The sequence below is a fragment of the Streptomyces sp. NBC_00989 genome, from assembly GCF_045162655.1.
Classification (GTDB): Bacteria; Actinomycetota; Actinomycetes; order Streptomycetales; family Streptomycetaceae; genus Streptomyces.
Genome location: NZ_CP108728.1, coordinates 5,954,096 through 5,978,957, shown reverse-complemented (window position 1 = coordinate 5,978,957; position 24,862 = coordinate 5,954,096). Strand labels below are relative to the sequence as shown.

Here is a 24,862-nt window from a genome sequence, read left to right as displayed (position 1 = left end):
GCGGTGCCTGTGGGTTCATGGCGATCCTTTATAAGGTGTCATTCACACCAAAAAGGCGTATACCTACACGTTCTTGGTTCCACGTGTACCCCTTGGCGGTGGCACCATGACGCGGTGACCCTCGCACGGCAGCACCGGATCCAAGTCGTCGCCCACCGCGGAGCCTCCGAAGAGGCCCCCGAGCACACCCTGGCCGCCTACAAGAAGGCGATCGAGGACGGTGCGGACGCCCTCGAATGCGATGTACGGCTGACCGCCGACGGCCATCTCGTCTGTGTGCACGACCGCCGCGTCAACCGGACGTCGAACGGGCGCGGGGCGGTCTCGGCGCTGGAGCTCGCCGATCTGGCCACCCTCGACTTCGGTTCCTGGAAGGGCCGCGACTCCCGGACGACGCGGGACGAGGAGCCCGACTGGGAGCACCTCCCGGAGGACCGCGAGGACACCTCGGTGCTCACCCTGGAGCGGCTGCTCGAACTCGTCGCGGACGCGGGCCGGCGGGTGGAGCTGGCCATCGAGACGAAGCACCCGACGCGCTGGGCGGGACAGGTCGAGGAACGGCTGCTGGTGCTCCTGAAGCGCTTCGGCCTGGACGCCCCGGCCTCCGCCGCCGACTCCCCGGTACGGGTCATGAGCTTCTCGGCACGCTCGCTGCACCGGGTGCGGGCGGCCTCGCCGACGCTGCCGACGGTGTACCTGCTGCAGTTCCTCTCGCCCCGCCTGAGGGACGGTCGACTTCCGGCCGGTGTCCGGATCGCAGGCCCCTCGATCCGGATCGTGCGCAATCACCCTGCGTACATCGAGCGGCTGAAAAACGCCGGTCACCAGGTGCACGTGTGGACCGTCAACGAGCCCGAGGACGTCGATCTCTGCGTTGACCTGGGCATTGACGCCATCATCACCAACCGGCCGGGGGCCGTTCTGAGCCAGCTCGGCCGGGAACATTAAAGAACCTCATAAAGACCCCTAAACACCCCTTGACCCGGGCACCCCACCTGCACCATCCTCCGAACCCGGCCACACCATCGAAAACAAGCCACTCGATTACAGGGAGTGCACCGGCGCGTTCGGTCCGTGTTCGATCGTTGCGAATGCGTCACTGAACGTGGATTGGCCGGTTTCCGGTACAGGCCAATGGGGCATCCACACCGTGGCGTGGGGCGAAGGAGGTCTCGGGGGTGGCGTTGGTGGTGGCACAAGAGGTGCCCACGTCGTCGAGCATGGCCGTATCCCATGGCCCTGCGGGCGTGGGGGAAGCAAGACATCGCATGCGCGATCAGCTGCGCACGGGCGGTGTGTCGGAAGCGGTCATCGACGATGCCGTACTGATCCTCTCCGAACTCCTGAGCAACGCGTGCAAGCACGGCCGGCCCCTGGGCGACGCCCTGGCCGGTGACGGCGACGTCCGGTGCGCCTGGCGCGTGGACACGGGCGGACGGCTCACGGTCGAGGTGACGGACGGCGGCGGCCCGACCCGCCCGGCTCCGGCCACCCCGTCGGTGACGGCGCGCGGCGGACGCGGGCTGAACATCATCACCGCACTGGCCGACGACTGGGGCGTCCGGGACGACACCCGGGGCGAGGTCACGGTGTGGGTCGTCGTGCAGGACGACGTCCCCGATCCGGATGCCGGACACCGACGTCACGACTTCGCTACGCGCGTCACCACCCCCACGGTCTCCGCGGCCGCCGCGATCCCCCGCCTGGAGTTCGCGGACGCGTTCGACGACCTGGACTGATCAGCCGGTCGGCACCTGTCCACACCCGCCGGGTTGTCCACAGGCTCCCGTCGGTCATGGCGTGAACGGCTAGGCTCCCGCCCGTACGAGACGAGCCGTAACCGGGAGACACCCACGATGGCCAAGAAGCGCCCCCAGACCACGGCCAAGCGGCCGCAGCTCAGCGACGGGGCCCGCGCCGCGGGCGCTGATGGAGACTTTCCGGTCGTCGGTGCCCGCGAACCCTGCCCCTGCGGCAGCGGCCGCCGCTACAAGGCCTGCCACGGCCGGGCCGCCGCCCACGCGGTGACCGAGCTGGTGCAGCGCCCCTTCGAGGGGCTGCCCGGCGAGGGCGACTGGGTCGCGCTGCGCGAGCTGGTGCCCGCGGCCACGGTCGCCCTGCCCCTGACGGGCGGTCTCCCCGAGGGAGTCCCGTCGGTCACGCTCGCCACGGTGCTGCCGATGGCCTGGCCGGCCCTGCGCCGGGACGACGGCTCGGTGCTGCTCGGCCTCCAGAACGACACGGCCTCCGGCGACATCAGCCGCGACCTCGCCGACACCCTCCAGCGCGCGCTGGCCGCCGAGCCGGGTACTCCGGTGCAGGCCCGCCGCGCACCGGCCGGCGGTCCGCGACTTCAGGACCTGCTCGACCCGGAAGGCGCGTTCGAGCCAGTTGTGCACCCGGGCTTCGAATTCTGGGTCCCCGAGGCGGAGAACGCGGCGCCGGAGGTGACCGCCTCCCTGGAGCGCGCCAACGCCGCCGCCATCCCGACCGTGAAGCTCCAGGGCGTGGACGCCGCGTACTGGTGCGAGACGCCGGACAAGAACCATTTGCGCTGGGTCATGCCGTACCCGGAGGAGCAGCTTCTGGACGGTCTCGCCCGGCTGCACGCGGCGGGCCGCTCGAGTCTCGGTGAAGGCACCCGTCTCGTGGGGTCCTTCCGTGCTCACGGGCTGACCGTGCCCGTCTGGGACCTGCCGAGCGGACTGGGCGCGGACGACATCGAGAAGCCGGCCGCCGAGTTCGCCGAGCGCCTCACCGCCGCGCTGGCCACGGAGACACCGCTCACCGCGGACGAGCGCCGCGCGCGGGGCGGCCTCACCAACCGGCAGGTCACGCTGAGCTGACACCCGGAATGGGCCAAGGGTTCGACTGACCGACCGTTCAGCCGCAACAGGCCTGTTCACTCGGGTGACTCCTGTCACAACTCCCCGTTGTGAAAGGGAAGTCGGTGTCCGAATAGCCGAGATCGAATTTGCTAACCGCCGATCTCTTGTTACCGTTCGAGTAGCCCGGTTGCTGGTGCATCCCCCGTCGCCAGCAACCGGGTCTTTTCATGCCCGGCCCGCGTGTACGGAACGATGCCGTCCGTCAACTCGCCGTAGGCGCCGAGGAGTTGCTCCCCGAGCGCAGCAGCAGCGGCCCGGTCCCACTCCGCCCGGCGAACTCTGCCACGGCCGTGTAGGCCCCCAGCTCGCCCCGTGTCCGCTCCCGGGGTGTCTCGCACAGCGCGGGCTCGTCCTCGGCCGCCACGACGCAGTGCATCTGCACGGTGCGGTCCGCCGGACCCATGAGGCTCAGCACCGCGTCCAGGTCGTCGCCGGTCGCGTTGCGGTAGTAGGTGCGCGCCCAGGTGTCCTCACCCTGCGTCATGACACAGGTCTGCGCCTCGATGCCGTCGGGGGAGGAGAGTTCGGGTCCGCAGCGGGCCGCCGTCGCCAGTCCCAGGCCGAGCGTCAGCGGGGAGCGGCCGGGCGAGGGCGCGACGGACGGCGCCTTGGCGTCGCCGCCGGAGGCGTCGGTGGAATCCGGGGAGTGGACCAGGGACCGTACGACCGCGTGACCCTCGTCGCGTACGGGTCCCGCGGACGCCACGGCCAGCGGCAGCGCGACCGCGCACACCGCGACGCCCGCGAGGGCGAGCAGACGAAGGTTCATACAGCGGAAGATAACGACCTACTACGGGCGCCATGTCCCGCGCACGCCCGACACCCCTACAACTCGGGCGCGCTCACACCCGTACGAGTGAGGGCCTCGACCACGGCGTCGACCACGGCCTCGACGTCGGGCACCCAGGGCGAGGACGAGCCGGGCAGTGGTGCGCGCTCCCAGCGGATCTGGCCCTGGCCGGTCTCGGAGGGGGGCAGGGCGAGATAGCCGCCCTCGCCGTGGAAGCGGAGCGAGCCGGGGACGTGGTCCTTGGCGTAGAGCAGCTCGCCCAACTGCTCCAGGGAGTACGGCTTGACGAGCAGCGACCAGCGGGTCGGCGCGGCGACGACCGGGCCGAGGCGCATGCCCTGGCGGTCGAGCGCGGCGAGGGCCCGGGAGGCCGCGGGTGCGGGCAGGCTGACCGCGCAGGGAGCCTTGTCGCCGGTGGCGAGGACGATCGGGGCGGCGGGTCGGTTGCCCCACCACCAGCGCACCATGCGGGCGTCGGTGGTGGCCGCGAGGAGGCCGGGGTCGAAGGGGTGTGCGCCGGGGACCGTGCACTCCGGATCCGGACAGCCGCAGAGAGCGCGTCCTTGGGGATCCGGTGCCACGCCCGGGAGGACGGGCCATTGCCATTCTGTCGCGAAGGTCAGGGCCGCGCTGAGCATCTCAGACCTCCTGTTGTCTCGCCTGGACAGGAGCCTGCGTCGCTTTCCGAGGATCTCGCGCATGAGCGCTCGTTCCTTTCCGTTGCACCGCTGGCAACACCGAGGACCACATCACACCATGTGTCGATCACTTCACTGTGCGTACCTGTTGGCGCATCACACCCCTGCCTTCGGCAAGGGGAACCCGTGCGTGCTTGAAAAGCATGGGCGTGGCGATTGGGGGTGGCGAAGTCTGGCGTTTTGCCGTCCCGCGTAGTTCTCTCCGCCTCCGCCACGGGAGGATGGGGCACGATCGTCGGTGGTTAAGACGCCCGGGTCCTTCACCAGGTTCCGGGTGGCCCCCAGCCACCCCTGGCCTTCTCCGAGTACGTACCCATCACGACCGCTGTGACGCTCCGTCGAGCAAACCCAGTCGACCGCAATGGACCGTCCCCTGATGCAGTTTTAAGCCAACTTTGCCAATCCGCAAGAGGAGAGCGAAATACCCCCGGCGAACCCATGGACACCAGGAATCCCAGCAGGACAATGCTGGACATCCCCTCACGAGTGCGTGTACATGTGGAGACACTGCCAGCGGCGCAGAATGACATGGGGGTTTGCGATGCTTTTGAGCAATACGCACCGGTCGGAAAGCCGGACGCCATGAACGCCCCGCACCCTTCGAAAGTGGCTGGAATCGATTCAACGGTTCCCTCGCCCGCACACACTGTCGCGCCCGCGCCTGCCGCCACCGGTACCCCACCAAGCCCCTCCTCGAACACCCAGAACCCGCCGGATACCGCTCCGAACGCGCCAAGTGCCCTGCTCCAGGACCGTCTCGCCGGCTGGGTGTCCGATCTCACGACCCTCCATGAACTCACGGAGCGGCTGGCACGCACGGACGCACTCGACGAAGCACTCCAGGAGCTGCTGCGCGCCGGAGCCGCCCTGGTGGGCGCCCGCCGCGGACTCGTCGTCCTCGAACCCGGCGACGGCCTGGGCCCCGACACCACCATCGGCCTGGGCCTCGCCCGCTCCGACCTCGGCCACATCGAGACCGTCCCGCGCGGGGAGATGTCCTACGGCCAGCTCCTCGACGGTCCTGTCGGCGCTCCCGGCGGCGAGGGCGGCGAGATCGTCCACCCCGACCTGTTCGCCGAGGACGCCCTCGACCCGCGCCACCGCGAGGTCGCCGTACGCCTGGGCTACGCGGCCAGTTACGCGCTGCCCCTGGCGACCGACGCGGCCGGCCGGCTTGGCGCCGCCGTGTGGCTGTACGACGAGCCCGCCGAACCGATCGAGCGGCAGCGCCATCTCGTCGGCCTGTACGCCCGGTACGCCACCGAGCATCTGGCCCGGGTCCTCGAAGTCGAGCGCACGCGTGCGTGCATGACGACCATCGCCGAGGAGCTGCTGCCGTCCCGGCTCCCCCGCGTGGGCGGCGTGCAGCTCGCCGCGCTGCACCGCACGGGTCCGCGCGGCGGCGGCGACTGGTACGACGCGCTGCCGCTGCCCGATGCCGCGCTCGGCCTCGCGGTCGGCTCGGTGACCGGCTCCGGGCCGAGCGCGATCGCCGCGATGGGCCGGCTCCGCGCGTCCCTGCGGGCGTACGCGGTGATGGAGGGCGAGGACCCGGTCGCGGTCCTGTCCGACCTCGAACTCCTCCTCAGGCTCACCGAACCCGCCCGCTCGGCCACCGCCCTGTTCGCCTACTGCGAGCCCGCGCTGCGCAAGATCACCCTGGCCGGCGCCGGACACAGCCCGCCGCTGCTGGTCGGCGAGCGGCGCACGGAGTTCGTGGAGACCTCCGTCTCCGCGCCCCTGGGCATGCTGGCCTGCTGGGAGGCGCCGAGCGTGGAGGTGGAGGCGGAGCCCGGCGAGACGGTGCTGCTCTACACGGACGGGCTGCTGCACCGCACCGGCGACCCCATGGACCGCGCCTTCGCCCGCCTCCACGCGGCGGCGGCGAGCGTCCCCAAGGCGCTGCGCGACGACCCGGCCCAGATCGCCGAGCACGTCCTGCGGACGGTCCTGCCGGACGGCCTCGACACGGCCGACAGCGACGAGGACGTCGTCCTTCTGGCGGCCCGTTTCGAGTAGTCGCGCGGACGCCATGTGTAACAGGCCATACGGCCCTGGGCCCCCTTCCGTACGACCGTACGATGGACGGGGTCCAGTGCCGTATCTAGGAGGATGACCGTGGCCGACGAGCTCAATCCGGAGACCCCGGAAGCGGAGCCTGAGGAGCCCATCAAGAAGCGGAAGAACGGCTTGTACCCGGGCGTGTCCGACGAGTTGGCCGAGAGCATGAAGTCCGGCTGGGCCGACACCGAGCTGCACGATCTGCGGCCCGTCGAGCAGGCCGAGCACACCGCCCGCCGCCGCGCCGCGCTCTCCGCGCGCTTCCCGGGCGAGCGCCTGGTGATCCCCGCGGGCAACCTGAAGACCCGCTCGAACGACACCGAGTACCCCTTCCGGGCATCGGTCGAGTACGCGTACCTGACGGGCAACCTCACCGAGGACGGCGTCCTCGTCCTGGAGCCGGCCACCGAGGGCCACAAGGCGACGATCTACCTCCTGCCGCGCTCCGACCGCGAGAACGGCGAGTTCTGGCTCTCCGGCCAGGGCGAGCTGTGGGTCGGCCGCCGCCACTCCCTCACCGAGGCCGGGAAGCTCTACGGCATCCCCGCCTCCGACGTCCGCGAGCTGGCCGACGCCCTGCGCGAGGCCACCGGCCCGGTACGCGTCGTACGGAGCTACGACGCCGGCATCGAGGCCGCGCTGACCGACAAGGTCACCGCCGAGCGCGACGAGGAGCTGCGGGTCTTCCTCTCCGAAGCCCGCCTGGTCAAGGACGAGTTCGAGGTCGGCGAGCTGCAGAAGGCCGTCGACTCGACGGTCCGCGGCTTCGAGGACGTGGTCAAGGTCCTCGACAAGGCCGAGGCCACGAGCGAGCGCTACATCGAGGGCACGTTCTTCCTCCGCGCGCGCGTGGAGGGCAACGACGTCGGCTACGGCTCGATCTGCGCCGCGGGCCCGCACGCCACCACCCTGCACTGGGTGCGCAACGACGGCCCGGTCCGCTCCGGCGACCTGCTCCTCCTGGACGCCGGCGTCGAGACGCACACCCTGTACACCGCCGACGTGACGCGCACGCTGCCGGTCAACGGCCGCTTCACCGAGATCCAGAAGCAGGTCTACGACGCCGTGTACGAGGCCCAGGAGGCCGGTATCGCGGCGGTGCAGCCGGGCGGCAAGTACCGCGACTTCCACGACGCGGCGCAGCGCGTGCTGGCCGAGAAGATCGTCGAGTGGGGTCTTGTCGAGGGTCCCGTGGAGCGCGTCCTGGAGCTGGGTCTCCAGCGCCGGTGGACGCTGCACGGCACGGGCCACATGCTCGGCATGGACGTCCACGACTGCGCCGCCGCGCGGACCGAGACGTACGTCGAGGGCACCCTGGAGCCCGGCATGGTCCTCACGGTGGAGCCCGGCCTGTACTTCCAGGCGGACGACCTGACCGTCCCCGAGGAGTACCGCGGCATCGGCGTCCGCATCGAGGACGACATCCTCGTCACCGAGGACGGCAACCGGAACCTGTCCGACGGCCTGCCCCGCACCTCGGCCGAGGTCGAGAGCTGGATGGCGTCCCTCAAGGGCTGACAGTCGACAGCGGACACCTGATAGAAGACTGATGGCCGGGCACACCTGCGGTGCCCGGCCATTCGTGTGCCGATCGCATGCCTAGGGGGAGGGCTTCTTTCATGAACGCGCCTAGGGGGAGGGCTTTTTCGTGAACGACTTCTGGTCCGGCGTCGGGGTCGATCTGCACCTGGAACCCGACCCCGGGGGAGGCCGCCGGGTCGGCCTCGAACGCGCCCTCCGGGACGCCGTACGCGACGGCCGGCTCGCCCCGGGGACCCGCCTCCCCGCCACCCGGCGCCTCGCGACCGAACTCGGCGTCTCCCGGGGCACCGCGAAGGCGGCCTACGACCAGCTCGTCGCCGAGGGCTACCTGACCGCGCAACAGGGCTCGGGCACCCAGGTCGCGCGGCTGCCCTCCGTCGACGCGGAGGCACCGGGCGCGGCGGCACGCGCGCGTGTACCCCGTTTCGACCTGCGGCCCGGCAGCCCCGACGTCGGCATGTTCCCGGCGGCGGCCTGGCTGCGCTCGCTGCGCCGCGCCATCGCGACGGCACCCTCCTTGGCGTACGACTACGGAGATCCGCGCGGCCGTATCGAACTGCGCACCGCGCTGTCGGGATATCTAGGGCGGGCGCGCGGGGTGATCGCGCCGCCGGAGCGGATCGTGATCACGTCCGGGTATGTACAGGGACTCGCGCTCCTCACGCGCGTGCTGGACGCGGCGGCGGTCCGTGGGGTCGCCGAGGTCGCCATGGAGGACCCGGGGCTGCCGTTCCACCGGGAGGTGGTGCGGCACAACGGCGGGCGCGTGGTGCCCGTACGGGTCGACGAACGGGGCGCCCGCGCCGAGGACTTGGGGGACGCGGCGGCCGTGGTGGTGACACCGGCCCACCAGTACCCGACCGGCGTCACCCTGCACCCGGAGCGCCGACGGGCGCTGACCGACTGGGCACGCGCGCGTGGGGGCCTGATCGTCGAGGACGACTACGACGGGGAGTTCCGCTACGACCGCCAGCCCGTGGGCGCGCTCCAGGGGATGGCACCCGGCCAGGTCGTGTACCTGGGGACCGCCTCCAAGACGCTCGGGCCCGCGCTGCGGCTCGGCTGGATGGTGCTGCCGCCCCACCTCGTCGACGCGGTCGCCGACGCCAAGCTGCACAGCGACCACCACACCGAGACCATCGGCCAGTTGGCGCTCGCCGAACTGATCGACAGCCATGCCTACGACCGTCACGTGCGCGCGTGCCGACTGCGGTACCGGCGCCGCCGCGACCAGCTCCTCGGCCGGCTGGGGGCGCACGCAAACGTTTACGGCATCGCGGCGGGGCTGCACGCGCTCGTGGAGGTGACCGACGAGGAGACCGTGCTCGCGCGCTCCGAGAGGGAAGGGCTCGCGGTCGGGCGGCTCGGTGAGCACTGGCATGCGGCGGGCGAGGACGGGGACGGGCCCGCCGGGCGGCCGCAGGGGCTGGTCGTGGGCTACGGGACGCCTCGGGAGCGGGTGTATCCGGAGGCGTTGGAGGCGTTGGGGCGGGTGCTGGAGGGGGCGTGAGGGTGCGCGAGGGGAGCCGGGCGGGTTTCTGGAGGGGACCTGCGAGGGCCGGGCGAGGTGCCGGATTGGGCCAATGACAGAGCGACCGATTGGGCCTTCTGACGGGTCCAACCGAGCTCTACCGTCGTAGGCATGACGAACTCACTCGTCCCGCCCGCGGGCCCGCAACGCACCCTCGCACTCGCCCAGTTGACCAACTCGGTCGGCGACGGCGCCTACTACGTGACCTCGGCGCTGTACTTCACCCGCGTCGTCGGGCTCGCCCCCGCGCGCGTGGGCCTCGGGCTCACCCTCGCGTGGGCCGTCGGTTCGCTGGTCGGGGTGCCGCTGGGGCGGCTGGCCGACCGGCGTGGACCGCGCGGTACGGCGGTGCTGCTGGCGCTGGCGACGGGGCTCGCGGTGGCGTCCTTCCTCGTCGTACGGGGATTCGTGCCGTTCGTGATCGCCGCGTGTGCCTACGCGTCCGCGCAGTCGGGGCTCGCGGCGGCCCGGCAGGCGCTGCTGGCGGGGCTGGTGTCCGCCGGGGAGCGGACCGGGCTGCTGGCACACCTCCAGTCGACGCTGAACGCCGGTCTCGCGGTGGGCGCGGGCCTCGGCGGGCTCGCGCTGCGGGCGGGGACGCGGTCGGCGTACCTCGGGGTGTTCGCGCTGGACGCGGTGAGTTTCCTGGTGTGCGCGGGGTTGCTGGTGCGGCTGCCGTCGGTGCGGGGCGTCCAGGTGCGGAAGGCGGGCGGTCTCGGTGTGCTGCGGGACCGGCCGTACGTCGTCGTCACGCTGCTCAACACCGTGCTGCTGCTGCGGATGCCGTTGCTCAGCCTCGGGCTGCCGCTGTGGATCGCGGAGCGGACGGACGCGCCGACCTGGCTGGTCTCCGCGCTGTTCGTGCTCAACACCGGTGCGGTGATGGTCTTCCAGGTGCGCACGGCCCGCGGGATCACGGGGCTCGCGTCGGCCACGCGCGCGGTGCGGCGGTCCGGCTGGATCATGCTGGCGGCCTGCGCGGTGTTCGCGCTGTCGGCGGGCGCGTCGCCGTGGGTGGCCGTGGGGGCGCTGGTGGTCGGGGCGGTGCTCCAAGTAGCCGCCGAGATGGGGCAGTCGGCGGGTTCCTGGCAGCTCTCCTTCGACCTGGCGCCGGCCGACCGGGTGGGCGAGTACCAGGGCTTCTTCGGCACCGGCGTCACCGTGGCCAGGACGATGGGTCCCCTGGTGCTGACGTCCCTCCTCCTGGAGTGGGGGACGCCGGGCTGGCTGCTGCTGGGCGGGGCGACCGTGGTGGCGTCGTACGCGATGGGGCCGGCGGTGCGGAGGGCGGCCGCCGCCGGTCGGGAGACCGACGAGGAGGGCGAGGCGGGTGAGGTGAACAGGCAACCCGCACTGGCGAGTTGACCGACACGGGTCCGGTCACGTCACCGGCACTGGCGAGTTGGCCGGCACCGGTCCGGTCACGCCGCCCGCACCGGTGGGTGACCGGCACCGGTCCTCTTCAGGTTCAGGCCGCCCACGCCAGTGAGTTGACCGGGAGAGAGTCCAGGAACAGCGCGCCCGCCAGGAGCCCCGCACTTCCGCGAGGGCTCCACGCGCGTGCGTGCAGGTCGGTGTCGAAGGCGGCCAGGGCCTCCGCACCCGCCGTCGTCGCCGTACCGCCCGCCTCCAGGACGCCGCGGGCGCCCGCCTGGACGTGCCGCAGGCCCAACGGGCCCACGGCGTGCAGGAGTTCGGTGTCCTGGAGGGTGCACATCACCGTGAGCAGCGCGTCGAGGCGCGCCTGTGTCTCCGTCGCCCCGGCCGCGCGGGTCGTGGCGAGGGTGTCCAACGCCCGCCGTACGTGCGGGAATCCGGCCTTCGCCTCGCCCCGCGCACCGGCCGCGCCGTACTTCGCCGAGATCGAGGAGCCGCGCGAGGCTCTGCGCGGGGCGCGTCGGTCGGGGTGGGCGGCGATGCGCTTCGCGGTCGCGGCGACGTCCTTGGCCCCGGCCCGCGGGTCCAGGGCGGCCGCCGCGACCAGGAGGCCGAGTGCCCACAGGGCGCCGCGGTGGCCGCCGCCCGCGAGCGCGACGGAGTGTTCCGTGCAGCGGCCGATCGCGCCGAGTTCCGCGCGCAGCACGGGAGTCGGCTCGCCCGTGCGGCGGGCGGCCGCCGCCATCGCCGCGAGGCCGGGTGTCAGTGCCTTGGCGGACCAGCGCAGGGCGCGGTGGTCCACGCGGGTCGTGCGGGCGGCCAGGTCGCGCGGGTCGGGCAGTCCCGGCTTGGGAGCCAGGGCCAGTTGCCCGGTGAGCGCGTCCACGGCGGCCCGCGCCAGTGCATCGTCCTCGCGGCTCTGCATCGTCGTACCTTACGAGGAGGCGGAGGCCGAAGGGGAGGGGCTGTCGCTGGGCGGCGTGCCCGTCGGGGCGTCGCTCGGGGGCGTACCGCCTCCGCCGCTGCCCGCGCCCGTGCTCTCGGCGTCCGGGTCGACGCCGAGGGTCAGCGAACCCTTGTACCCCTTGGACGGGTCCTTCTTGTGCACGGCCTTGAGGGTGAGGAGGCCGCTGGTCGCGCCACCGCCGTCGTAGACCATGTCGTCGGCGAGGACGGTGTACGAGCCCGTGTGCTTGGAGTACGGGTCGAGGGTGAAGATCTCCTCGGCGATGTCGTCGGCGAAGAACAGCTGGCCGGTGTAGTTGACCTTGCCGCCCTCGTAGGTGCCGTCCTCCTTCTCGCCGCCGGTGTGCACCTTGACGTGGATGTGGCAGGTGCGGGGCGTGTACCAGCCCGGGAAGATCGTCTCGAACTTGACGACCCCGTTGGCGTTGGCGACCTGGTAACCCCGCAGGTACGTCTGGTCGTTGGCGGAGTCGCCCTCCTCGCTCTCCGCGGGGGCCGAGCCGCCGGGGTTGGCGGTGGTGTAGCCGGAGTAGTAGCCCCAGGCGTCGCAGTGCCAGATCTCCACGGCCGCGCCCTTGACCGGGGTGCAGCCGTCCGTGGCGTCGACGACGGTCAGGCGCAGGGTGAGCGGGACACCCGCCTTGCCCTCGGTGATGTCCTTGCGCACCAAGGCACCGTCGAGGTAGTAGGGGCCCTCCGTGACGCTCGTCATCAGCGTCATGCACTCGCTGCCGGTCGAACTCGCCGAGGCCGTCGCGTCCGCGTCGGCCGTCGTGTCCGCGGTGTCGGCGAACGCCGACTGGAAGCCGGCGGCCACCAGCCCGCCGGCCGCGACCGTCCCGCCGGTCACCGCGAGGGCGCGCCGCCGGCTGATGGTTTTGTCTCTGTGGTTTCCCGTCATGATCACGAAACTAGGGACGGCCGCCCTCAAGGAGATGGGCGTGCGCTGTGCGCAAGGTAAGAATCCTCAGAAAGCTGAAGTCGGCCGGAACCACGCGCCCCGACGCGCTACACCGCCATCAGCGGCGCGTCCTTCCGCCACTTCAGGATCTTGTCGAAGCTCACCACCGCGCCGCCCACACCCGGTTTGTTGCCGATGTGGACGTGGTCGGCGAGCTCCTGGATGAGACACAGGCCGCGGCCGTTCTCGGCCTCGCTCGGCGCCGGTCTGACGGACTGCGTGCGGGCGAATCCGGGGCCCGAGTCCGCGACTTCGATACGACACTTCTCGCCGTCGAGGTACGCGGTGACCCGGTACGCCTCCGAGGTCGTGCCGTGCGCGGTGTCGCCGCCGTGCTCGACGGCGTTGGCGCACGCCTCGCTGAGGGCGACGGAGAGGTCGTAGGAGATGTCCGGGTCGACGCCCGCGGTCTCCATCGTGCCGAGGAACAGTCGCCGGGCGAGTGGCACGCTCGCGGCCTCGCGCCTCAGATGGAGTGACCACCAGATGCTCATGCTCCAGCCTCCCGGCCGCGGCTCGACATAGTGATACCTATTGCCGCCAGTGCCCCTGTGTAAGCACGGAGTTGACGTGATGCCGCCCATATGGGGGATGTGTCCCAAACGTAATTGGTGTATCCGGAGGTAGCTCACGTCGGAGAGTGAGCTTTGTGACGTACGACACACTACGGCCCCGATGTTGCGGACCTGCCGTATGGCGGCGATACGGCCGGTGCGATGATGAGCCCGCCATGACTGCCCCCCACCCACGTACGGCGCGCTCCGGAGGTGAACTCCGGGTCCTGCGGGCCGCGGTGTTCGCCGCGGTCTGTGTCGTGCTGGCCGCGGCCGGTCATGCGATCGCCTCCTGCGCCACCGTTCCGCTGTGGACACTGGGCGCGGGCTTCCTCGTCACGTTCCTCGTCGTGGCCCCGCTCGCCGGGCGTGAGCGCTCGCTGCCGGGGATCGCGGCACTGCTCGCGGTCGGACAGACCGTGCTGCACACGCTGTTCGGGCTCGGCCAGACGGCCGCCGGTACGTCGGCCACGGGCACCTTGTCCGCGTCCGACGCCACGCTCGTCGCGCGCGCCGCGCATCTCCTGTGCGGGACCACCGCCGCGGCGATCAGCCCGGCGCAGGCCCAGCAGATCCTGACCGACGCGCGGCTGCTGCCGACTTCGGGCTCGATGGGCTCGACGGGCTCCATGAGTTCCATGGGGTCGATGCATCACCCGGCGGACGCCATGTCCACCTCCGCCGCTTCCTCCATGTCGCTATTCCCGTCCCTGTCGATGCTGCTCGGTCACGTCCTCGCGGCGCTCGCCGCGGGCTGGCTGCTGCGGCGCGGGGACCTGGCGCTGCTGCGCCTGATGGAACTGTCGGCGCACGGAGTCGCGGAAGGGGCGCTCGTACGGTCGCTGCGCGGGGCCCTCGCCCTGGTGCGCGCCCTGCGGGCCGGGCTGCCGGGGGCGCCCGAGGCGGGCCCGCGCCCGCGTCGTACCGCCCTGTTCGCGCCGCCCGCGCCGCACACCACCGCGCTCCAGCACTCGGTGATCCGCCGCGGGCCACCCGCCGCCGCACTCACCCTCGCCGCCTGACGCGACGCGACCACCACCGCACTCCTTCCGTGCGTGGAGAGGCCGCCGTCGTGCGGCACACGCGCGTGCCCGTCTTTCCCAGCCGGGAAACCCCTGCTTCACCCGGGGAACCACGCGCCCCCTCTTCACCACCGGAACTCACTCGAACTCGAAGTGGAGTGCTCCTTTCCATGAAGACCTCTCGTATCGCCGCCGCCGCTGCCGTCGCCGGCTCGGCCGTGCTCGTCCTCTCCTCCCCCGCCTTCGCGCACGTCTCCGTGCAGCCGGAGGGCGCGGCCGTCAAGGGCGGCTACGCGGTCGTCGACTTCAAGGTCCCGAACGAGCGTGACGACGCCTCGACCACCAAGCTGGAAGTGAACTTCCCGACCGACCACCCGCTGGCCTCCGTGATGCCGGAGCCGATCAGCGGCTGGACGGTCAAGGTCACCAAGTCGAAGCTCGCCAAGCCGGCCGAAATGCACGGCGAGACGATCACCGAGGCCGTCACCAAGGTCACCTGGACCGCGACCGGCAAGGGCGTCGAGCCGGGCTACTTCCAGAAGTTCCCGGTCTCCGTCGGCATGCTGCCCACGGACGCCGACCAGCTCGTCTTCAAGGCGCTGCAGACATACTCCGACAAGCAGGTCGTGCGCTGGATCGAGGTGCAGAAGGACGGCGAGGAGGAGCCCGAGAACCCGGCTCCGACGCTCGCGCTGACCGCCGCCCCGGCCTCCGGCGCGACCGCCGAGGACGCCTCCGACAAGGACGCGAAGACCGAGACCACCGCCAGCGACTCCACCTCGTCGTCCGCCGACTCCTCCGACACCACCGCCCGCGTCCTCGGCGTGGTCGGCATCGCCGTCGGCGCGGCGGGCGTGGCGTACGGCGTTCTCGCCGGCCGACGGCGTACGACCGTCTGAGGCCCGTCACTCATGGCGCGCACAGGGGTCCGTGCGACTCTTGCGTCCGACCCCGGTGCGCGCCGGAGCTCTCACAACTGGGACATTTCTCTATGCGCAAGAAGACGTTCGCGGCGGCCGTTCTGCTCGCCGCCGCCACCCTGACGCTCTCCGCCTGCGGGAGCGGCGACGGCGGCCAGAGCCCCGTCTCCGTGGTCTCCGAGGACACCGCGACACAGGCCGCCACCGTGCTCGACACCCCGTTCGAGAAGCCGGACCTGGTCCTCACGGACACGCACGGCAAGAAGTACGACTTCCGGGCGGAGTCCAAGGGCCGGCCGACGCTGATCTACTTCGGCTACACCCACTGCCCCGACATCTGCCCGCTGACGATGAACAACATCGCCGTCGCCAAGAAGTCCCTGCCCAAGGCCGAGCAGGACAAGCTGCTCGTCGTGTTCGTCACCACCGACCCGGCCCGCGACACCCCCTCCGAGCTCGGCAAGTGGCTCAAGGGCATCGACACCCAGTTCGTCGGCCTGACCGGCGACTTCGCCACCATCCAGGCCGGCGCCCGCTCGATCGGGATCTCCATCGAGCCGACCTCGAAGGACAAGAACGGCAAGCTCGTCTCCGTCCACGGCACCCAGGTCGTCGCGTTCTCCCCGAAGACCAACGGCGGCTACCTGCTCTACGGCCAGGACACCACCGTCGACGACTACACCAAGGACCTCCCCAAGATCATCAAGGGGGAGAACCCGTGAGACACGCGGTCGCGTCCGGTGTCGTGGTGCTGGCGGGGGCGCTGGTCCTCACCGGCTGCGGCGGCTCGGACGACACGAAGGCCCAGCTCTCCGTCAGCTCCGCCTACATGCCCCAGCCGGTCTCGGACATGGCGGCGGGCTTCCTGGACATCGCCAACAAGGGGGGCGCGAAGGACGAGTTGACCTCCGTCACCAGCGACCTCGGCCCGGTCTCCGTGCACGAGACGGTCGGCCAGGCGATGGAGGAGGTGAAGTCCCTCGATGTGCCCGCACACGGTCAACTCGTGTTCAAGAGCGGGGGCAACCACCTGATGTTCGACAAGCTGAAGCACACCCTGAAGCAGGGCGACAGCGTGACCGTGAAGCTGCACTTTGCCAAGTCCGGCCCTCTCACGGTTGAGATGCCCGTGAAGTCGGCGACGTACAACCCCACGACCGGGCACTGAGGGAGGGACCCCACCTTGAAGACGACCATCACCCCCCGCGTCCGCAATCTGGTGCTGCTGCTCCTGGCCGTCACCGGCATGCTCTTCGCCGGGGCGGGTACGGCCTCCGCGCACGCCGCGCTGACCGGCAGCGACCCCAGTTCGGGGGTGGTGGTCGACAAGGCTCCGACGCAGATCTCGCTCACCTTCTCCGAGAAGGTGTCGACGAACGACGACTCGCTGCGCGTGCTCAACCCGAAGGGCAAACGCGTCGACGTCGGCAAACCGTCGAACATCAGCGGTACGACGTACGCCATCCAGGTCCGCAGCGGCCTGCCCGACGGCACGTACACGGTGGCCTGGCAGGTCGTGTCGGCCGACAGCCACCCCGTGGCCGGCGCCTTCACGTTCTCCGTCGGCGCCCCCTCCAAGACCACCGTCTCGGTCTCCGACCAGGACGTGGGCGGCGGACTCGTCGGCGGGCTGTACGGCTTCGGGCGCTACATGTCGTACGCCGGCTTCATCGTCATGGTGGGCGGCGCCGCCTTCGTCCTGGCCTGCTGGCAGCGCGGCGCCGGAGTGCGCGCCCTCCAGCGGCTGGTCGTCTCCGGCTGGGTCTCGCTCACCGGGGCCACGCTCTGGCTGCTGCTCCTGCGCGGCTCGTACACGACCAGCGGGAAGGTCGGCGACATCTTCGACCTGAACCTCCTCGGCCAGGTCCTCCAGACCAAGACGGGTGCCGCCCTCGTCTCCCGGCTGCTGCTGCTCGCCGCCGCCGCGCTGTTCATCGCCGTGCTCTTCGGGGCGTACGACAAGCGGGAGGACGAGGAGAAGCGGGACCTCACCTTCGGTCTCGCGATCGGCGGCGGTGTGGTGGCCGCCGGGCTCGCCGCGAGCTGGGCGCTGGCCGAGCACGCCTCGACCGGGCTGCAGCCCGGCATCGCGATGCCCGTCGACGTCGTCCACCTGCTGGCCGTCGCACTCTGGCTCGGCGGCCTCTCCGCCCTCCTCATCTCGCTCTACCGGGCGCCCGCCGACAACCAGGTCGGGCGGACCGCCGTACAGAACTTCTCGCGCATCGCGTTCGGCAGCGTCCTCGCGCTTGTCGCGACCGGCATCTACCAGTCCTGGCGCCAGCTCGGCTCCTGGTCGGCGTTCACCGACACCGGCTACGGGCAGCTGCTGCTCGTGAAGATCGGCCTCGTGGCGCTGCTCGTCGGCATCGCGTCGATCTCGCGACGCTGGACCGGACGGCTGGCGGAGACCACCGCGACGGCCACGACAGCCGTCGAGGAACGCGCGCCGGAAAAGGAGAAGGAGAAGGAGAAGGAGAAGGCACACGTCAGCGCGTCCACGAAGACCGCCGACTCCAGCGCCACGGCGTCCGCCGAGGCCAGTGCCTCCAGCGCTACGACCTCTGCCAAGACCGGTGTCGCCAGCAGCACCGCGGCCGCCGAGGCCGACTCCGACGAGACCGCGTCCACCAAGGGCGCCGATTCCGAGTCGGCCGGTGCCTCCCGGCGCGCCGCCCAACTCGCCCGTCAGCGGACCGCCGTGGACACCGCCCTGCGGAAGCGGCTGCGGGACGCCGACCCGGTCCGCTTCGGGCTGCGCCGCTCGGTGCTCGCCGAGGCCGCCGTCGCCGTCGTCGTCCTCGCCGTCACCACGGCCCTGACGACCACCGAACCGGGCCGCACGGAGGAGGACGCCAAGGCGGCCAAGGCCTCCTCCTCTTCCTCCTCCTCGTCGTCCGCCGGCGCCCTGACCCTGGACATGTCCTTCGACACCGGCGGCACGGACGGCAAGGGCGTCATCCGGCTCGACCTCGACCCCGCGCGGGTGGGCGGCAACGAGATGCACGTCTATGTGCAGCGCCCCAACGGCCGGGCCTTCGACGTGCCCGAGGTGAAGGTCGCCTTCACCCTCGCCGCGAAGAAGATCGGCCCGCTGCCCGTGACGCCCGACCGCATCGCCACCGGGCACTGGGCCGCGAACGGAATCCAGATCCCCATGGCGGGCGACTGGAAGATCTCGGTGACCGTGCGGACCTCCGACATCGACCAGACGACCGTCGACAAGAACGCGCAGATCGGCTGAACCACGCCATGCCTGACCAGTCCATTCCCGAGGCCCGGACCGTAGAAGCACCTCCTGGGGAGGCCGTTTCCGAAAACGCCTCCCCAGGGGAGGGCATTTCCCGCCGACGGCTCCTCGGTACGGCCGGTGCCACCGGGCTCGTGCTCGGTGCGGCGGGCGGGGCCGTGGGGTACGCGGCCGCGCCCGCCGGTGCCACACCGCTCACCTCGCTCGGCGAGGACATGGCAATGTTTCACGGGAAACATCAGCCCGGCATCACCGAGGGCCTCCAGGCGCGCGGCCATCTCGTCGCCTTCGACCTGGCGGCGGGCGCGAGCCGCAAGGAGGCGGCGGCCCTGCTGCGCCGCTGGTCGACGACCGCGCAGCGGCTGATGGCGGGCGAGGCGGCGGCGCAGGACGACACGGATGTCGCCCGGGACGCGGGACCCTCGTCGCTGACGATCACCTTCGGCTTCGGCAACTCCTTCTTCTCCCGTACGGGTCTGGAGAAGCAGCGCCCTGTCTCCCTCGACCCGCTGCCCGACTTCTCCTCCGACCATCTCGACAAGACGCGCAGCAACGGCGACCTGTGGGTGCAGATCGGTGCCAATGACGCGCTGGTCGCCTTCCACGCCCTGCGCACGATCCAGAAGGACGCGGGCAGCGCGGCCAAGGTCCGCTGGCAGATGAACGGCTTCAACCGGACGCCGGGCGCGACGGCCCACAAGATGACGGCCCGCAACCTGATGGGCCAGCTCGACGGCACCCGCAACCCCAAGCCGACCGAGTCCGACTTCGACAAGCGCATCTTCGTGCCGGCGTCCGGTTCGACCGACCCGGCGTGGATGGCGAACGGCTCCTACGCCGTCGTACGCCGTATCCGCATGCTCCTGGACGACTGGGAGAAGCTCTCGACCGGCGCCCAGGAGAACGTCGTCGGGCGCCGCAAGTCCAATGGGGCGGCGCTGTCCGGGGGCGGTGAGACGACCGCGATGGACCTGGAGAAGACCGACGCGAAGGGCGCCCTGGCCGTCCCCATCAACGCGCACGCCCGGATCGCCCGGCCCGACCAGAACGGCGGCGCGGCGATGCTGCGGCGCCCCTTCTCGTACCACGACGGCATCGCCGCCGACGGCACCCCGGACGCCGGGCTCCTCTTCGTCTGCTGGCAGGCCGATCCGTTGCGGGGCTTCGTCACCGTGCAGCGGAAACTCGATCGTGGTGATGCCCTGTCGACGTACATCCGCCATGAGGCGAGCGGCTTGTTCGCGGTGCCGGGCGGGGCGGCGGAGGGCGAGTACGTGGGGCAGCGGTTGCTGGAGGGGTGAGGCCGTCGCCCTATGGAGTGGTGGGTCAGGAAGCGTGCCCCGGGTTTGGCAAGGGCCATTAGGGTGAGGTCATGCCAGCCAGCTACGCGTATCTCGGCCCTGAGGGCACCTTCACCGAAGTCGCCCTGCGGACGCTTCCCGAGGCGGCCACCCGGGAGCTGATCCCGTACGTGTCGGTGCAGTCCGCGCTGGACGCGGTGCGCACCGGCGAGGCCGAGGCCGCGTTCGTGCCGATCGAGAACTCCGTCGAGGGCGGCATCACCACCACCCTGGACGAGCTGGTCGCGGGCGCGCCACTGATGATCTACCGCGAGGTGCTGCTGTCGATCACCTTCGCGCTGCTGGTCAGGCCGGGCACGAAGATCTCCGACATCAAGACGGTCTCCGCGCACCCCGCCGCCCAGCCGCAGGTCCGCAACTGGATGAAGGCGAACCTCCCGGACGCCCTGTGGGAGTCGGCGGCCTCGAACGCGGACGCCGCCCGCCTGGTCCAGGAGGGTCGCTACGACGCCGCCTTCGCCGGTGAGTTCGCCGCCGCCCGGTACGGTCTCGAGGCCCTGGAGACCGAGATCCACGACGCGGAGAACGCGCAGACCCGGTTCGTGCTGGTGGGCAGGCCCGCCCGCCCCGCGGCCCCGACCGGCGCGGACAAGACGTCGGTCGTGATCTGGCAGCGCGACGACCATCCCGGCGGGCTGCGCGACCTGCTGGGCGAGTTCGCCACCCGGGGCATCAACCTCATGCTGCTCCAGTCCCGCCCGACCGGCGCCGGCATCGGCAACTACTGCTTCTGCATCGACGCCGAGGGACACATCTCCGACCGCCGGGTCGCCGAGGCGCTGACCGGGCTCAAGCGGATCTGCCTGCAGGTGCGCTACCTCGGTTCGTACCCGCGCGCCGACGTCGGCGTGGACGGGGTGCGGCCGCTGTTCCCGGGCACCTCGGACGAGGAGTTCCTGGCCGCGGCCGACTGGGTCGCGCACTGCCAGGACGGGCGTTTCTGACCGGCAGTACCCGCGCAGCGGCCCGGTACTACCTGCGTATCTTCGTTATCCACAGAAGTTATCCACAGGCCCACTTCTCGACCTGGGGACAAGTCGACAACGAAGTGCGATCCAGTCGACAAATCTCCCTACAGGCCGTCGACTCGTCCACCGGCACGTAGGTCACTCTTCGTCCACCTGTTTCCTTCGGGCAATCCTATGGAGCGACACATTTCCACCCCAAAGTGGTTGGGAGGTGCGTTTGGGACAGGAATTACCCGTCTCGCGAAACCCGCTGGAAATGATCACTTTCGATGTCCACAGATCTTTCGCACAGCCTGTGGATAACTCTTCCGGGATGTGGATTCCTGTGGACAACCGCGACCTCAAGTCCCGTTTCCCCCAAGGGATTCGGGTCAACAGGCCGCCTCGCGCCTGCCCCGTTCCAGGGAGCGGGACGCCTTTTCATTGACACGGATCGACCCGCCTCAACACTCTTCGCAATTACCCCATAACTGGATGTAAGCCGTAGTTCGGAATACCGAGTCGTGAGCCGGAACCCGTCACCGGTAGCCTGGTCCGCGTGATTGACCTTCGCCTGCTCCGTGAGGACCCCGACCGTGTGCGCGCGTCCCAGCGCGCCCGTGGAGAGGACGTCGCGCTCGTCGACGCTCTCCTGTCCGCCGACGAGCGACGCAGGTCGTCCGGCATCCGCTTCGACGAGCTGCGTTCCGAGCAGAAGAGCATCGGCAAGCTCATCTCCAAGGCCTCCGCGGACGAGAAGGCCGAGCTGCTCAAGAAGACGGGCCAGCTCGCCGCCGACGTCAAGGCGGCCGACGCCGAGCAGCACGAGGCGGACGAGGAGACCAAGCGCCTCGCGCTCCAGCTCGGCAACCTCGTGCACCCCGACGTGCCCGTGGGCGGCGAGGAGGACTTCGTCGTCCTGGAGACGCACGGCACGATCCGCGACTTCGCCGCCGAGGGCTTCGAGCCCAAGGACCACCTGGAGCTCGGCGAGGCGCTGGGCGCCATCGACGTCGAGCGCGGCGCCAAGGTCTCCGGCTCGCGCTTCTACTACCTCACCGGCGTCGGCGCCCTCCTGGAGCTGGCGCTCGTCAACGCGGCGATCGCGCAGGCCACGGAGGCCGGCTTCATCCCGATGCTGACCCCGGCGCTGGTCCGCCCGCGCGCCATGGAGGGCACCGGCTTCCTCGGCCAGGCCGCGGAGAACGTGTACCACCTGGAGAAGGACGACTACTACCTGGTCGGCACCTCCGAGGTCCCCCTCGCCGCCTACCACATGGACGAGATCCTCGACGCGGACAAGCTCCCGCTGCGCTACGCGGGCTTCTCCCCGTGCTTCCGCCGCGAGGCCGGCACGTACGGCAAGGACACGCGTGGCATCTTCCGCGTGCACCAGTTCGACAAGGTCGAGATGTTCTCGTACGTCCTCCCCGAGGACGCGGAGAACGAGCACCAGCGGCTCCTGGACTGGGAGAAGCAGTGGCTCACCGCCCTCGAACTGCCCTTCCAGGTCATCGACGTGGCCTCGGGCGACCTCGGTTCGTCGGCGTCCCGCAAGTTCGACTGCGAGGCGTGGATCCCGACCCAGGGCAAGTACCGCGAGCTGACCTCGGCCTCCAACTGCGACAGCTTCCAGGCCCGCCGGCTGTCCGTGCGGCTGCGCGACGGCAAGAAGGTGCAGCCGCTGGCCACGCTCAACGGCACGCTGTGCGCCGTACCGCGCACGATCGTGGCGATCCTGGAGAACCACCAGCTGCCCGACGGTTCCGTGCGCGTGCCCGAGGTGCTGCGCCCGTACCTGGGCGGCCGTGAGGTCCTGACGCCGGTCGCCAAGTGACGGCGGACTTCCCTTACCGGCTGATCGCGACCGACCTCGACGGAACGCTCCTGCGCTCCGACGAGTCGATCTCCGGGCGCACCCGTGACGCCCTCGCCGCGGCCACCGCGGCGGGCGCGGCACACATCGTGGTGACGGGCCGCGCGGCCCCCTGGACCCGGCACATCCTCGACGACCTCGGCTACGAGGGCCTCGCGGTCTGCGCCCAGGGCGCCCAGGTCTACGACGCCGGGGAGCACCGCCTGCTGACCTCGGTCACCCTGGACCGCCAGCTCGCCGGGGTGGCCCTCGCCAAGATCGAGGCGGAGGTCGGCCCGCTGTTCCTGGCCGCGAGCCGGGACGGCCTGGACGGCGATGTGCTGGTCGGCCCCGGGTACGCGGTGACGGGCAAGCTCCCCTCGACCCCGTTCACGGACGCGTCCGACCTGTGGACCGCGCCCCTGAACAAGATCTACATCCAGCACCCGACCCTCACGGACGACGAACTCGCCGATGCGGCGCGCGAGGCCGCGGGCGGATTCGTCGGCGTCGCGATGGCCGGTGCGGGCATCGTCGAGCTGCTGCCGCTCGGCCTGTCCAAGGCCACGGGCCTGTCCATCGCGGCACGCCGCCTGGGCCTGAAGGCCGCCGACACGATCGCCTTCGGCGACATGCCCAACGACATCGCGATGTTCGCGTGGGCGTCCCACAGCGTGGCGATGGCCAACGCGCATGAGGAACTCAAGGCTGTGGCGGACGAGGTGACGACCTCCAACGAGGAGGACGGGATCGCGGTGGTGCTGGAGCGGTTGCTCGCGTAGGTGTGGGCAACCGCCCCAGCAGAATGCCCCCGGTAGCGGGGGCGAAAGGGAGGGCGGCCCACGCGATAATGAGTCGCGTGCTCGAAGCGGCCGCCCCGGGCAGCTCCCCGTGGTGGGCGACTCGACGGAGGGTAACTACTCCGGAGACCGCCGCGGGCTGCCCTGAAGGGAGTTGGACGTCCTGTCGTGCATCGACATCGTCCAGCTCCTCTCCCGGTAAGTGGCGCCGGCTGATCCGGCGTCGACACAACAACTGTGCCTGTACGCCGAGTTGGGCGCCACCGAATAAAAGGGCAGCCGTGCGACGCCTACCGCCGCCGCCACTTGCGCCGACGCGCCTTGCTGAAGAACCAGCCCGCGGGCGGCTCGTCCGAGCGCCAGGGCTGGGGCTCGGGCGACTCGTTGCGCCAGCGCGCCGCGAGCATCCGGGCCCGGGCGGACGGCTCGGCCGTCTCGGCGGACCGTATGAAGTCGTCGTCCAGGACCAACTTGTCCCAGCCGTCCCCCGATTCCGCGTGGTCGCCGCCGTATGTCGCCTCTCCGGCCATCCCCGTTCCTCCTAGCCGTGCGTCCTCTTTGCCCAGTGTGCCCGGACAGAGATGAAGCCCCCGTCAAGATCAGGACCTGTCATTCCTCGCCGGCGAGCTTCAGCGAGCGCAGCTTCTGTCCGGCGTACCAGGTGGCTCCGAAGGTGACCGCGACGAGGAACACCGTCGCCGTGGTCAGTCCGACGTCCGAGGTGACCAGGTCTCCGCCGGCGACCTTGTGGGCGACGGCCAGGGACCACTGCTGGACGCTGAGCGTGCGGGCGCCGGCGACCAGGGAGCCGAACAGGGCTTCCCAGACGAGGGCGTAGACGAGTCCGAAGACCACCGCGTGCCGCGAGACCGTGCCGAGCAGCAGGAAGAGTGCCGCGTAGGCGATGGAGGCGACCAGGGCGGCCACCGTGTAGGCGACGGCGATCTGCTGGCCGTTGCCGTTGAGGATGAGGCCGGCGATCAGCATGGGGACCGCCGAGAACACCATGGTGACGGCGACCGCCACGATCAGCTTGGTGAAGATGATCGTGGGCCGCTTCAGCGGCTTGGACAGCAGGTACACCACGGAGCCGTCGTCGATCTCCGGTCCGATGGCGCCGGTGCCCGCGATGACGCCGATGATCGGCACCATCGTGGCGAGGCCGAATCCGCCCAGGACGTCGACCGCGGTCTGGTCGTCGGCGCCGGTGAGGCCGCGCACCACCACGGAGATCGCGATCAGCAGGAAGGGCAGGGCGCCCAGGATGAGGGCCCGGCGCCGGCCGAGCAGGGCCCGGTAGGTGAGTCGGGCGACTGTGGGGTCGTACATCTCTTTGGCC

The 24,862-nt window shown here is 70.9% G+C and carries 23 protein-coding genes; 16 read left to right on the top strand and 7 right to left on the bottom strand.

Going from position 1 to position 24,862, the window contains the following annotated elements; genetic code table 11:
* The first annotated feature begins 114 nt into the window (after positions 1-114).
* The 3 genes from OG714_RS26375 (at position 115) to OG714_RS26365 (ending at position 2,846) form a co-directional block, all read left to right on the top strand.
* A complete protein-coding gene (locus tag OG714_RS26375; RefSeq protein ID WP_406124585.1) occupies positions 115-948 on the top strand; it encodes a glycerophosphodiester phosphodiesterase in 834 nt (277 codons plus the stop codon).
* Between the two features lie 230 nt (positions 949-1,178).
* The gene (locus OG714_RS26370; RefSeq protein WP_406124583.1) at positions 1,179-1,739 is read left to right on the top strand and encodes an ATP-binding protein; all 561 of its coding nucleotides are present in this window, start codon (positions 1,179-1,181) and stop codon (positions 1,737-1,739) included.
* 117 nt (positions 1,740-1,856) lie between these two features.
* Positions 1,857-2,846 carry a DUF5926 family protein gene (locus OG714_RS26365; RefSeq protein ID WP_406124581.1) on the top strand — a complete coding sequence of 330 codons (990 nt, stop codon included), beginning with the start codon at positions 1,857-1,859 and terminating at the stop codon, positions 2,844-2,846.
* A 244-nt stretch (positions 2,847-3,090) separates the two neighbouring features.
* On the opposite strand, the gene OG714_RS26360 is transcribed toward OG714_RS26365, so the two are convergent.
* Both OG714_RS26360 and OG714_RS26355 read right to left on the bottom strand, forming a co-directional pair.
* On the bottom strand, positions 3,091-3,657 hold the full coding sequence (locus tag OG714_RS26360) for a hypothetical protein (RefSeq protein WP_406124580.1): 567 nt from the start codon (positions 3,655-3,657) through the stop codon (positions 3,091-3,093).
* Between the two features lie 56 nt (positions 3,658-3,713).
* Complete coding sequence (locus OG714_RS26355; protein WP_406124578.1) at positions 3,714-4,379, bottom strand: bifunctional DNA primase/polymerase; 666 nt, start codon at positions 4,377-4,379, stop codon at positions 3,714-3,716.
* A 462-nt stretch (positions 4,380-4,841) separates the two neighbouring features.
* On the opposite strand from OG714_RS26355, the gene OG714_RS26350 reads away from it, so the two are divergent.
* The 4 genes from OG714_RS26350 (at position 4,842) to OG714_RS26335 (ending at position 10,875) form a co-directional block, all read left to right on the top strand.
* A complete protein-coding gene (locus tag OG714_RS26350) occupies positions 4,842-6,395 on the top strand; it encodes a PP2C family protein-serine/threonine phosphatase (RefSeq protein WP_406131953.1) in 1,554 nt (517 codons plus the stop codon).
* Positions 6,396-6,488: 93 nt separating this feature from the next.
* A complete protein-coding gene (locus tag OG714_RS26345; protein WP_406124576.1) occupies positions 6,489-7,955 on the top strand; it encodes an aminopeptidase P family protein in 1,467 nt (488 codons plus the stop codon).
* Between the two features lie 130 nt (positions 7,956-8,085).
* Positions 8,086-9,489, top strand: a complete 1,404-nt coding sequence (locus OG714_RS26340; protein WP_406124575.1) for a PLP-dependent aminotransferase family protein — start codon at positions 8,086-8,088, stop codon at positions 9,487-9,489.
* 132 nt (positions 9,490-9,621) lie between these two features.
* On the top strand, positions 9,622-10,875 hold the full coding sequence (locus OG714_RS26335) for an MFS transporter (protein ID WP_406124573.1): 1,254 nt from the start codon (positions 9,622-9,624) through the stop codon (positions 10,873-10,875).
* Between the two features lie 103 nt (positions 10,876-10,978).
* Here OG714_RS26335 and OG714_RS26330 read toward each other — a convergent pair whose 3' ends face one another.
* From OG714_RS26330 to OG714_RS26320, 3 genes are all read right to left on the bottom strand, one after another.
* Positions 10,979-11,812 (bottom strand): triphosphoribosyl-dephospho-CoA synthase, encoded by an 834-nt coding sequence (locus OG714_RS26330; protein WP_406124571.1) that lies wholly within the window; start codon positions 11,810-11,812, stop codon positions 10,979-10,981.
* Between the two features lie 9 nt (positions 11,813-11,821).
* Positions 11,822-12,754, bottom strand: a complete 933-nt coding sequence (locus OG714_RS26325) for an intradiol ring-cleavage dioxygenase (RefSeq protein WP_406124569.1) — start codon at positions 12,752-12,754, stop codon at positions 11,822-11,824.
* A 107-nt stretch (positions 12,755-12,861) separates the two neighbouring features.
* Positions 12,862-13,308: an ATP-binding protein gene (locus OG714_RS26320; RefSeq protein WP_406124567.1), complete on the bottom strand. Its 447-nt coding sequence runs from the start codon at positions 13,306-13,308 to the stop codon at positions 12,862-12,864.
* 236 nt (positions 13,309-13,544) lie between these two features.
* Between OG714_RS26320 and OG714_RS26315 the strand changes: the two genes are divergently transcribed.
* From OG714_RS26315 to OG714_RS26275, 9 genes are all read left to right on the top strand, one after another.
* Positions 13,545-14,390, top strand: a complete 846-nt coding sequence (locus OG714_RS26315; RefSeq protein ID WP_406124565.1) for a hypothetical protein — start codon at positions 13,545-13,547, stop codon at positions 14,388-14,390.
* 170 nt (positions 14,391-14,560) lie between these two features.
* Positions 14,561-15,289 (top strand): YcnI family protein, encoded by a 729-nt coding sequence (locus tag OG714_RS26310; RefSeq protein WP_406124564.1) that lies wholly within the window; start codon positions 14,561-14,563, stop codon positions 15,287-15,289.
* Positions 15,290-15,381: 92 nt separating this feature from the next.
* Positions 15,382-16,032: an SCO family protein gene (locus OG714_RS26305; protein ID WP_406124562.1), complete on the top strand. Its 651-nt coding sequence runs from the start codon at positions 15,382-15,384 to the stop codon at positions 16,030-16,032.
* Positions 16,029-16,478 carry a copper chaperone PCu(A)C gene (locus tag OG714_RS26300; protein WP_406124560.1) on the top strand — a complete coding sequence of 150 codons (450 nt, stop codon included), beginning with the start codon at positions 16,029-16,031 and terminating at the stop codon, positions 16,476-16,478. The genes OG714_RS26305 and OG714_RS26300 overlap by 4 nt, the downstream gene beginning before the upstream one ends.
* A 15-nt stretch (positions 16,479-16,493) precedes the next feature.
* Positions 16,494-18,554, top strand: a complete 2,061-nt coding sequence (locus OG714_RS26295) for a copper resistance CopC/CopD family protein (RefSeq protein WP_406124558.1) — start codon at positions 16,494-16,496, stop codon at positions 18,552-18,554.
* Positions 18,555-18,562: 8 nt separating this feature from the next.
* Positions 18,563-19,861, top strand: a complete 1,299-nt coding sequence (gene efeB, locus OG714_RS26290) for an iron uptake transporter deferrochelatase/peroxidase subunit (protein WP_406124557.1) — start codon at positions 18,563-18,565, stop codon at positions 19,859-19,861.
* Positions 19,862-19,932: 71 nt separating this feature from the next.
* Positions 19,933-20,865 carry a prephenate dehydratase gene (pheA, locus tag OG714_RS26285; protein ID WP_406124555.1) on the top strand — a complete coding sequence of 311 codons (933 nt, stop codon included), beginning with the start codon at positions 19,933-19,935 and terminating at the stop codon, positions 20,863-20,865.
* Positions 20,866-21,427: 562 nt separating this feature from the next.
* Entirely contained in the window at positions 21,428-22,705 is a 1,278-nt protein-coding gene (gene serS / locus OG714_RS26280; protein ID WP_406124553.1) for a serine--tRNA ligase, read from the top strand.
* Entirely contained in the window at positions 22,702-23,505 is an 804-nt protein-coding gene (locus OG714_RS26275; RefSeq protein ID WP_406124551.1) for an HAD family hydrolase, read from the top strand. The genes serS and OG714_RS26275 overlap by 4 nt, the downstream gene beginning before the upstream one ends.
* A gap of 308 nt (positions 23,506-23,813) precedes the next feature.
* Here OG714_RS26275 and OG714_RS26270 read toward each other — a convergent pair whose 3' ends face one another.
* Entirely contained in the window at positions 23,814-24,053 is a 240-nt protein-coding gene (locus tag OG714_RS26270; RefSeq protein WP_406124549.1) for a hypothetical protein, read from the bottom strand.
* Positions 24,054-24,132: 79 nt separating this feature from the next.
* Positions 24,133-24,852, bottom strand: coding sequence for an ABC transporter permease (locus OG714_RS26265; RefSeq protein ID WP_406124548.1), 720 nt, complete (start codon positions 24,850-24,852; stop codon positions 24,133-24,135).
* Between the last annotated feature and the right edge of the window lie 10 nt (positions 24,853-24,862).

Bases quoted from the DNA above. Each gene is read 5' to 3' on its own strand.
- OG714_RS26335 (WP_406124573.1), top strand. From the start codon at position 9,622: ATGACGAACTCACTCGTCCCGCCCGCGGGCCCGCAACGCACCCTCGCA.
- pheA (WP_406124555.1), top strand. From the start codon at position 19,933: ATGCCAGCCAGCTACGCGTATCTCGGCCCTGAGGGCACCTTCACCGAA.
- OG714_RS26305 (WP_406124562.1), top strand. From the start codon at position 15,382: ATGCGCAAGAAGACGTTCGCGGCGGCCGTTCTGCTCGCCGCCGCCACC.
- OG714_RS26320 (WP_406124567.1), bottom strand. From the start codon at position 13,308: ATGAGCATCTGGTGGTCACTCCATCTGAGGCGCGAGGCCGCGAGCGTG.
- OG714_RS26345 (WP_406124576.1), top strand. From the start codon at position 6,489: ATGACCGTGGCCGACGAGCTCAATCCGGAGACCCCGGAAGCGGAGCCT.
- OG714_RS26315 (WP_406124565.1), top strand. From the start codon at position 13,545: ATGACTGCCCCCCACCCACGTACGGCGCGCTCCGGAGGTGAACTCCGG.
- OG714_RS26350 (WP_406131953.1), top strand. From the start codon at position 4,842: ATGCTGGACATCCCCTCACGAGTGCGTGTACATGTGGAGACACTGCCA.
- OG714_RS26325 (WP_406124569.1), bottom strand. From the start codon at position 12,754: ATGACGGGAAACCACAGAGACAAAACCATCAGCCGGCGGCGCGCCCTC.
- OG714_RS26360 (WP_406124580.1), bottom strand. From the start codon at position 3,657: ATGAACCTTCGTCTGCTCGCCCTCGCGGGCGTCGCGGTGTGCGCGGTC.
- OG714_RS26365 (WP_406124581.1), top strand. From the start codon at position 1,857: ATGGCCAAGAAGCGCCCCCAGACCACGGCCAAGCGGCCGCAGCTCAGC.
- OG714_RS26330 (WP_406124571.1), bottom strand. From the start codon at position 11,812: ATGCAGAGCCGCGAGGACGATGCACTGGCGCGGGCCGCCGTGGACGCG.
- OG714_RS26355 (WP_406124578.1), bottom strand. From the start codon at position 4,379: ATGCGCGAGATCCTCGGAAAGCGACGCAGGCTCCTGTCCAGGCGAGAC.
- OG714_RS26265 (WP_406124548.1), bottom strand. From the start codon at position 24,852: ATGTACGACCCCACAGTCGCCCGACTCACCTACCGGGCCCTGCTCGGC.
- OG714_RS26270 (WP_406124549.1), bottom strand. From the start codon at position 24,053: ATGGCCGGAGAGGCGACATACGGCGGCGACCACGCGGAATCGGGGGAC.
- efeB (WP_406124557.1), top strand. From the start codon at position 18,563: ATGCCTGACCAGTCCATTCCCGAGGCCCGGACCGTAGAAGCACCTCCT.
- OG714_RS26310 (WP_406124564.1), top strand. From the start codon at position 14,561: ATGAAGACCTCTCGTATCGCCGCCGCCGCTGCCGTCGCCGGCTCGGCC.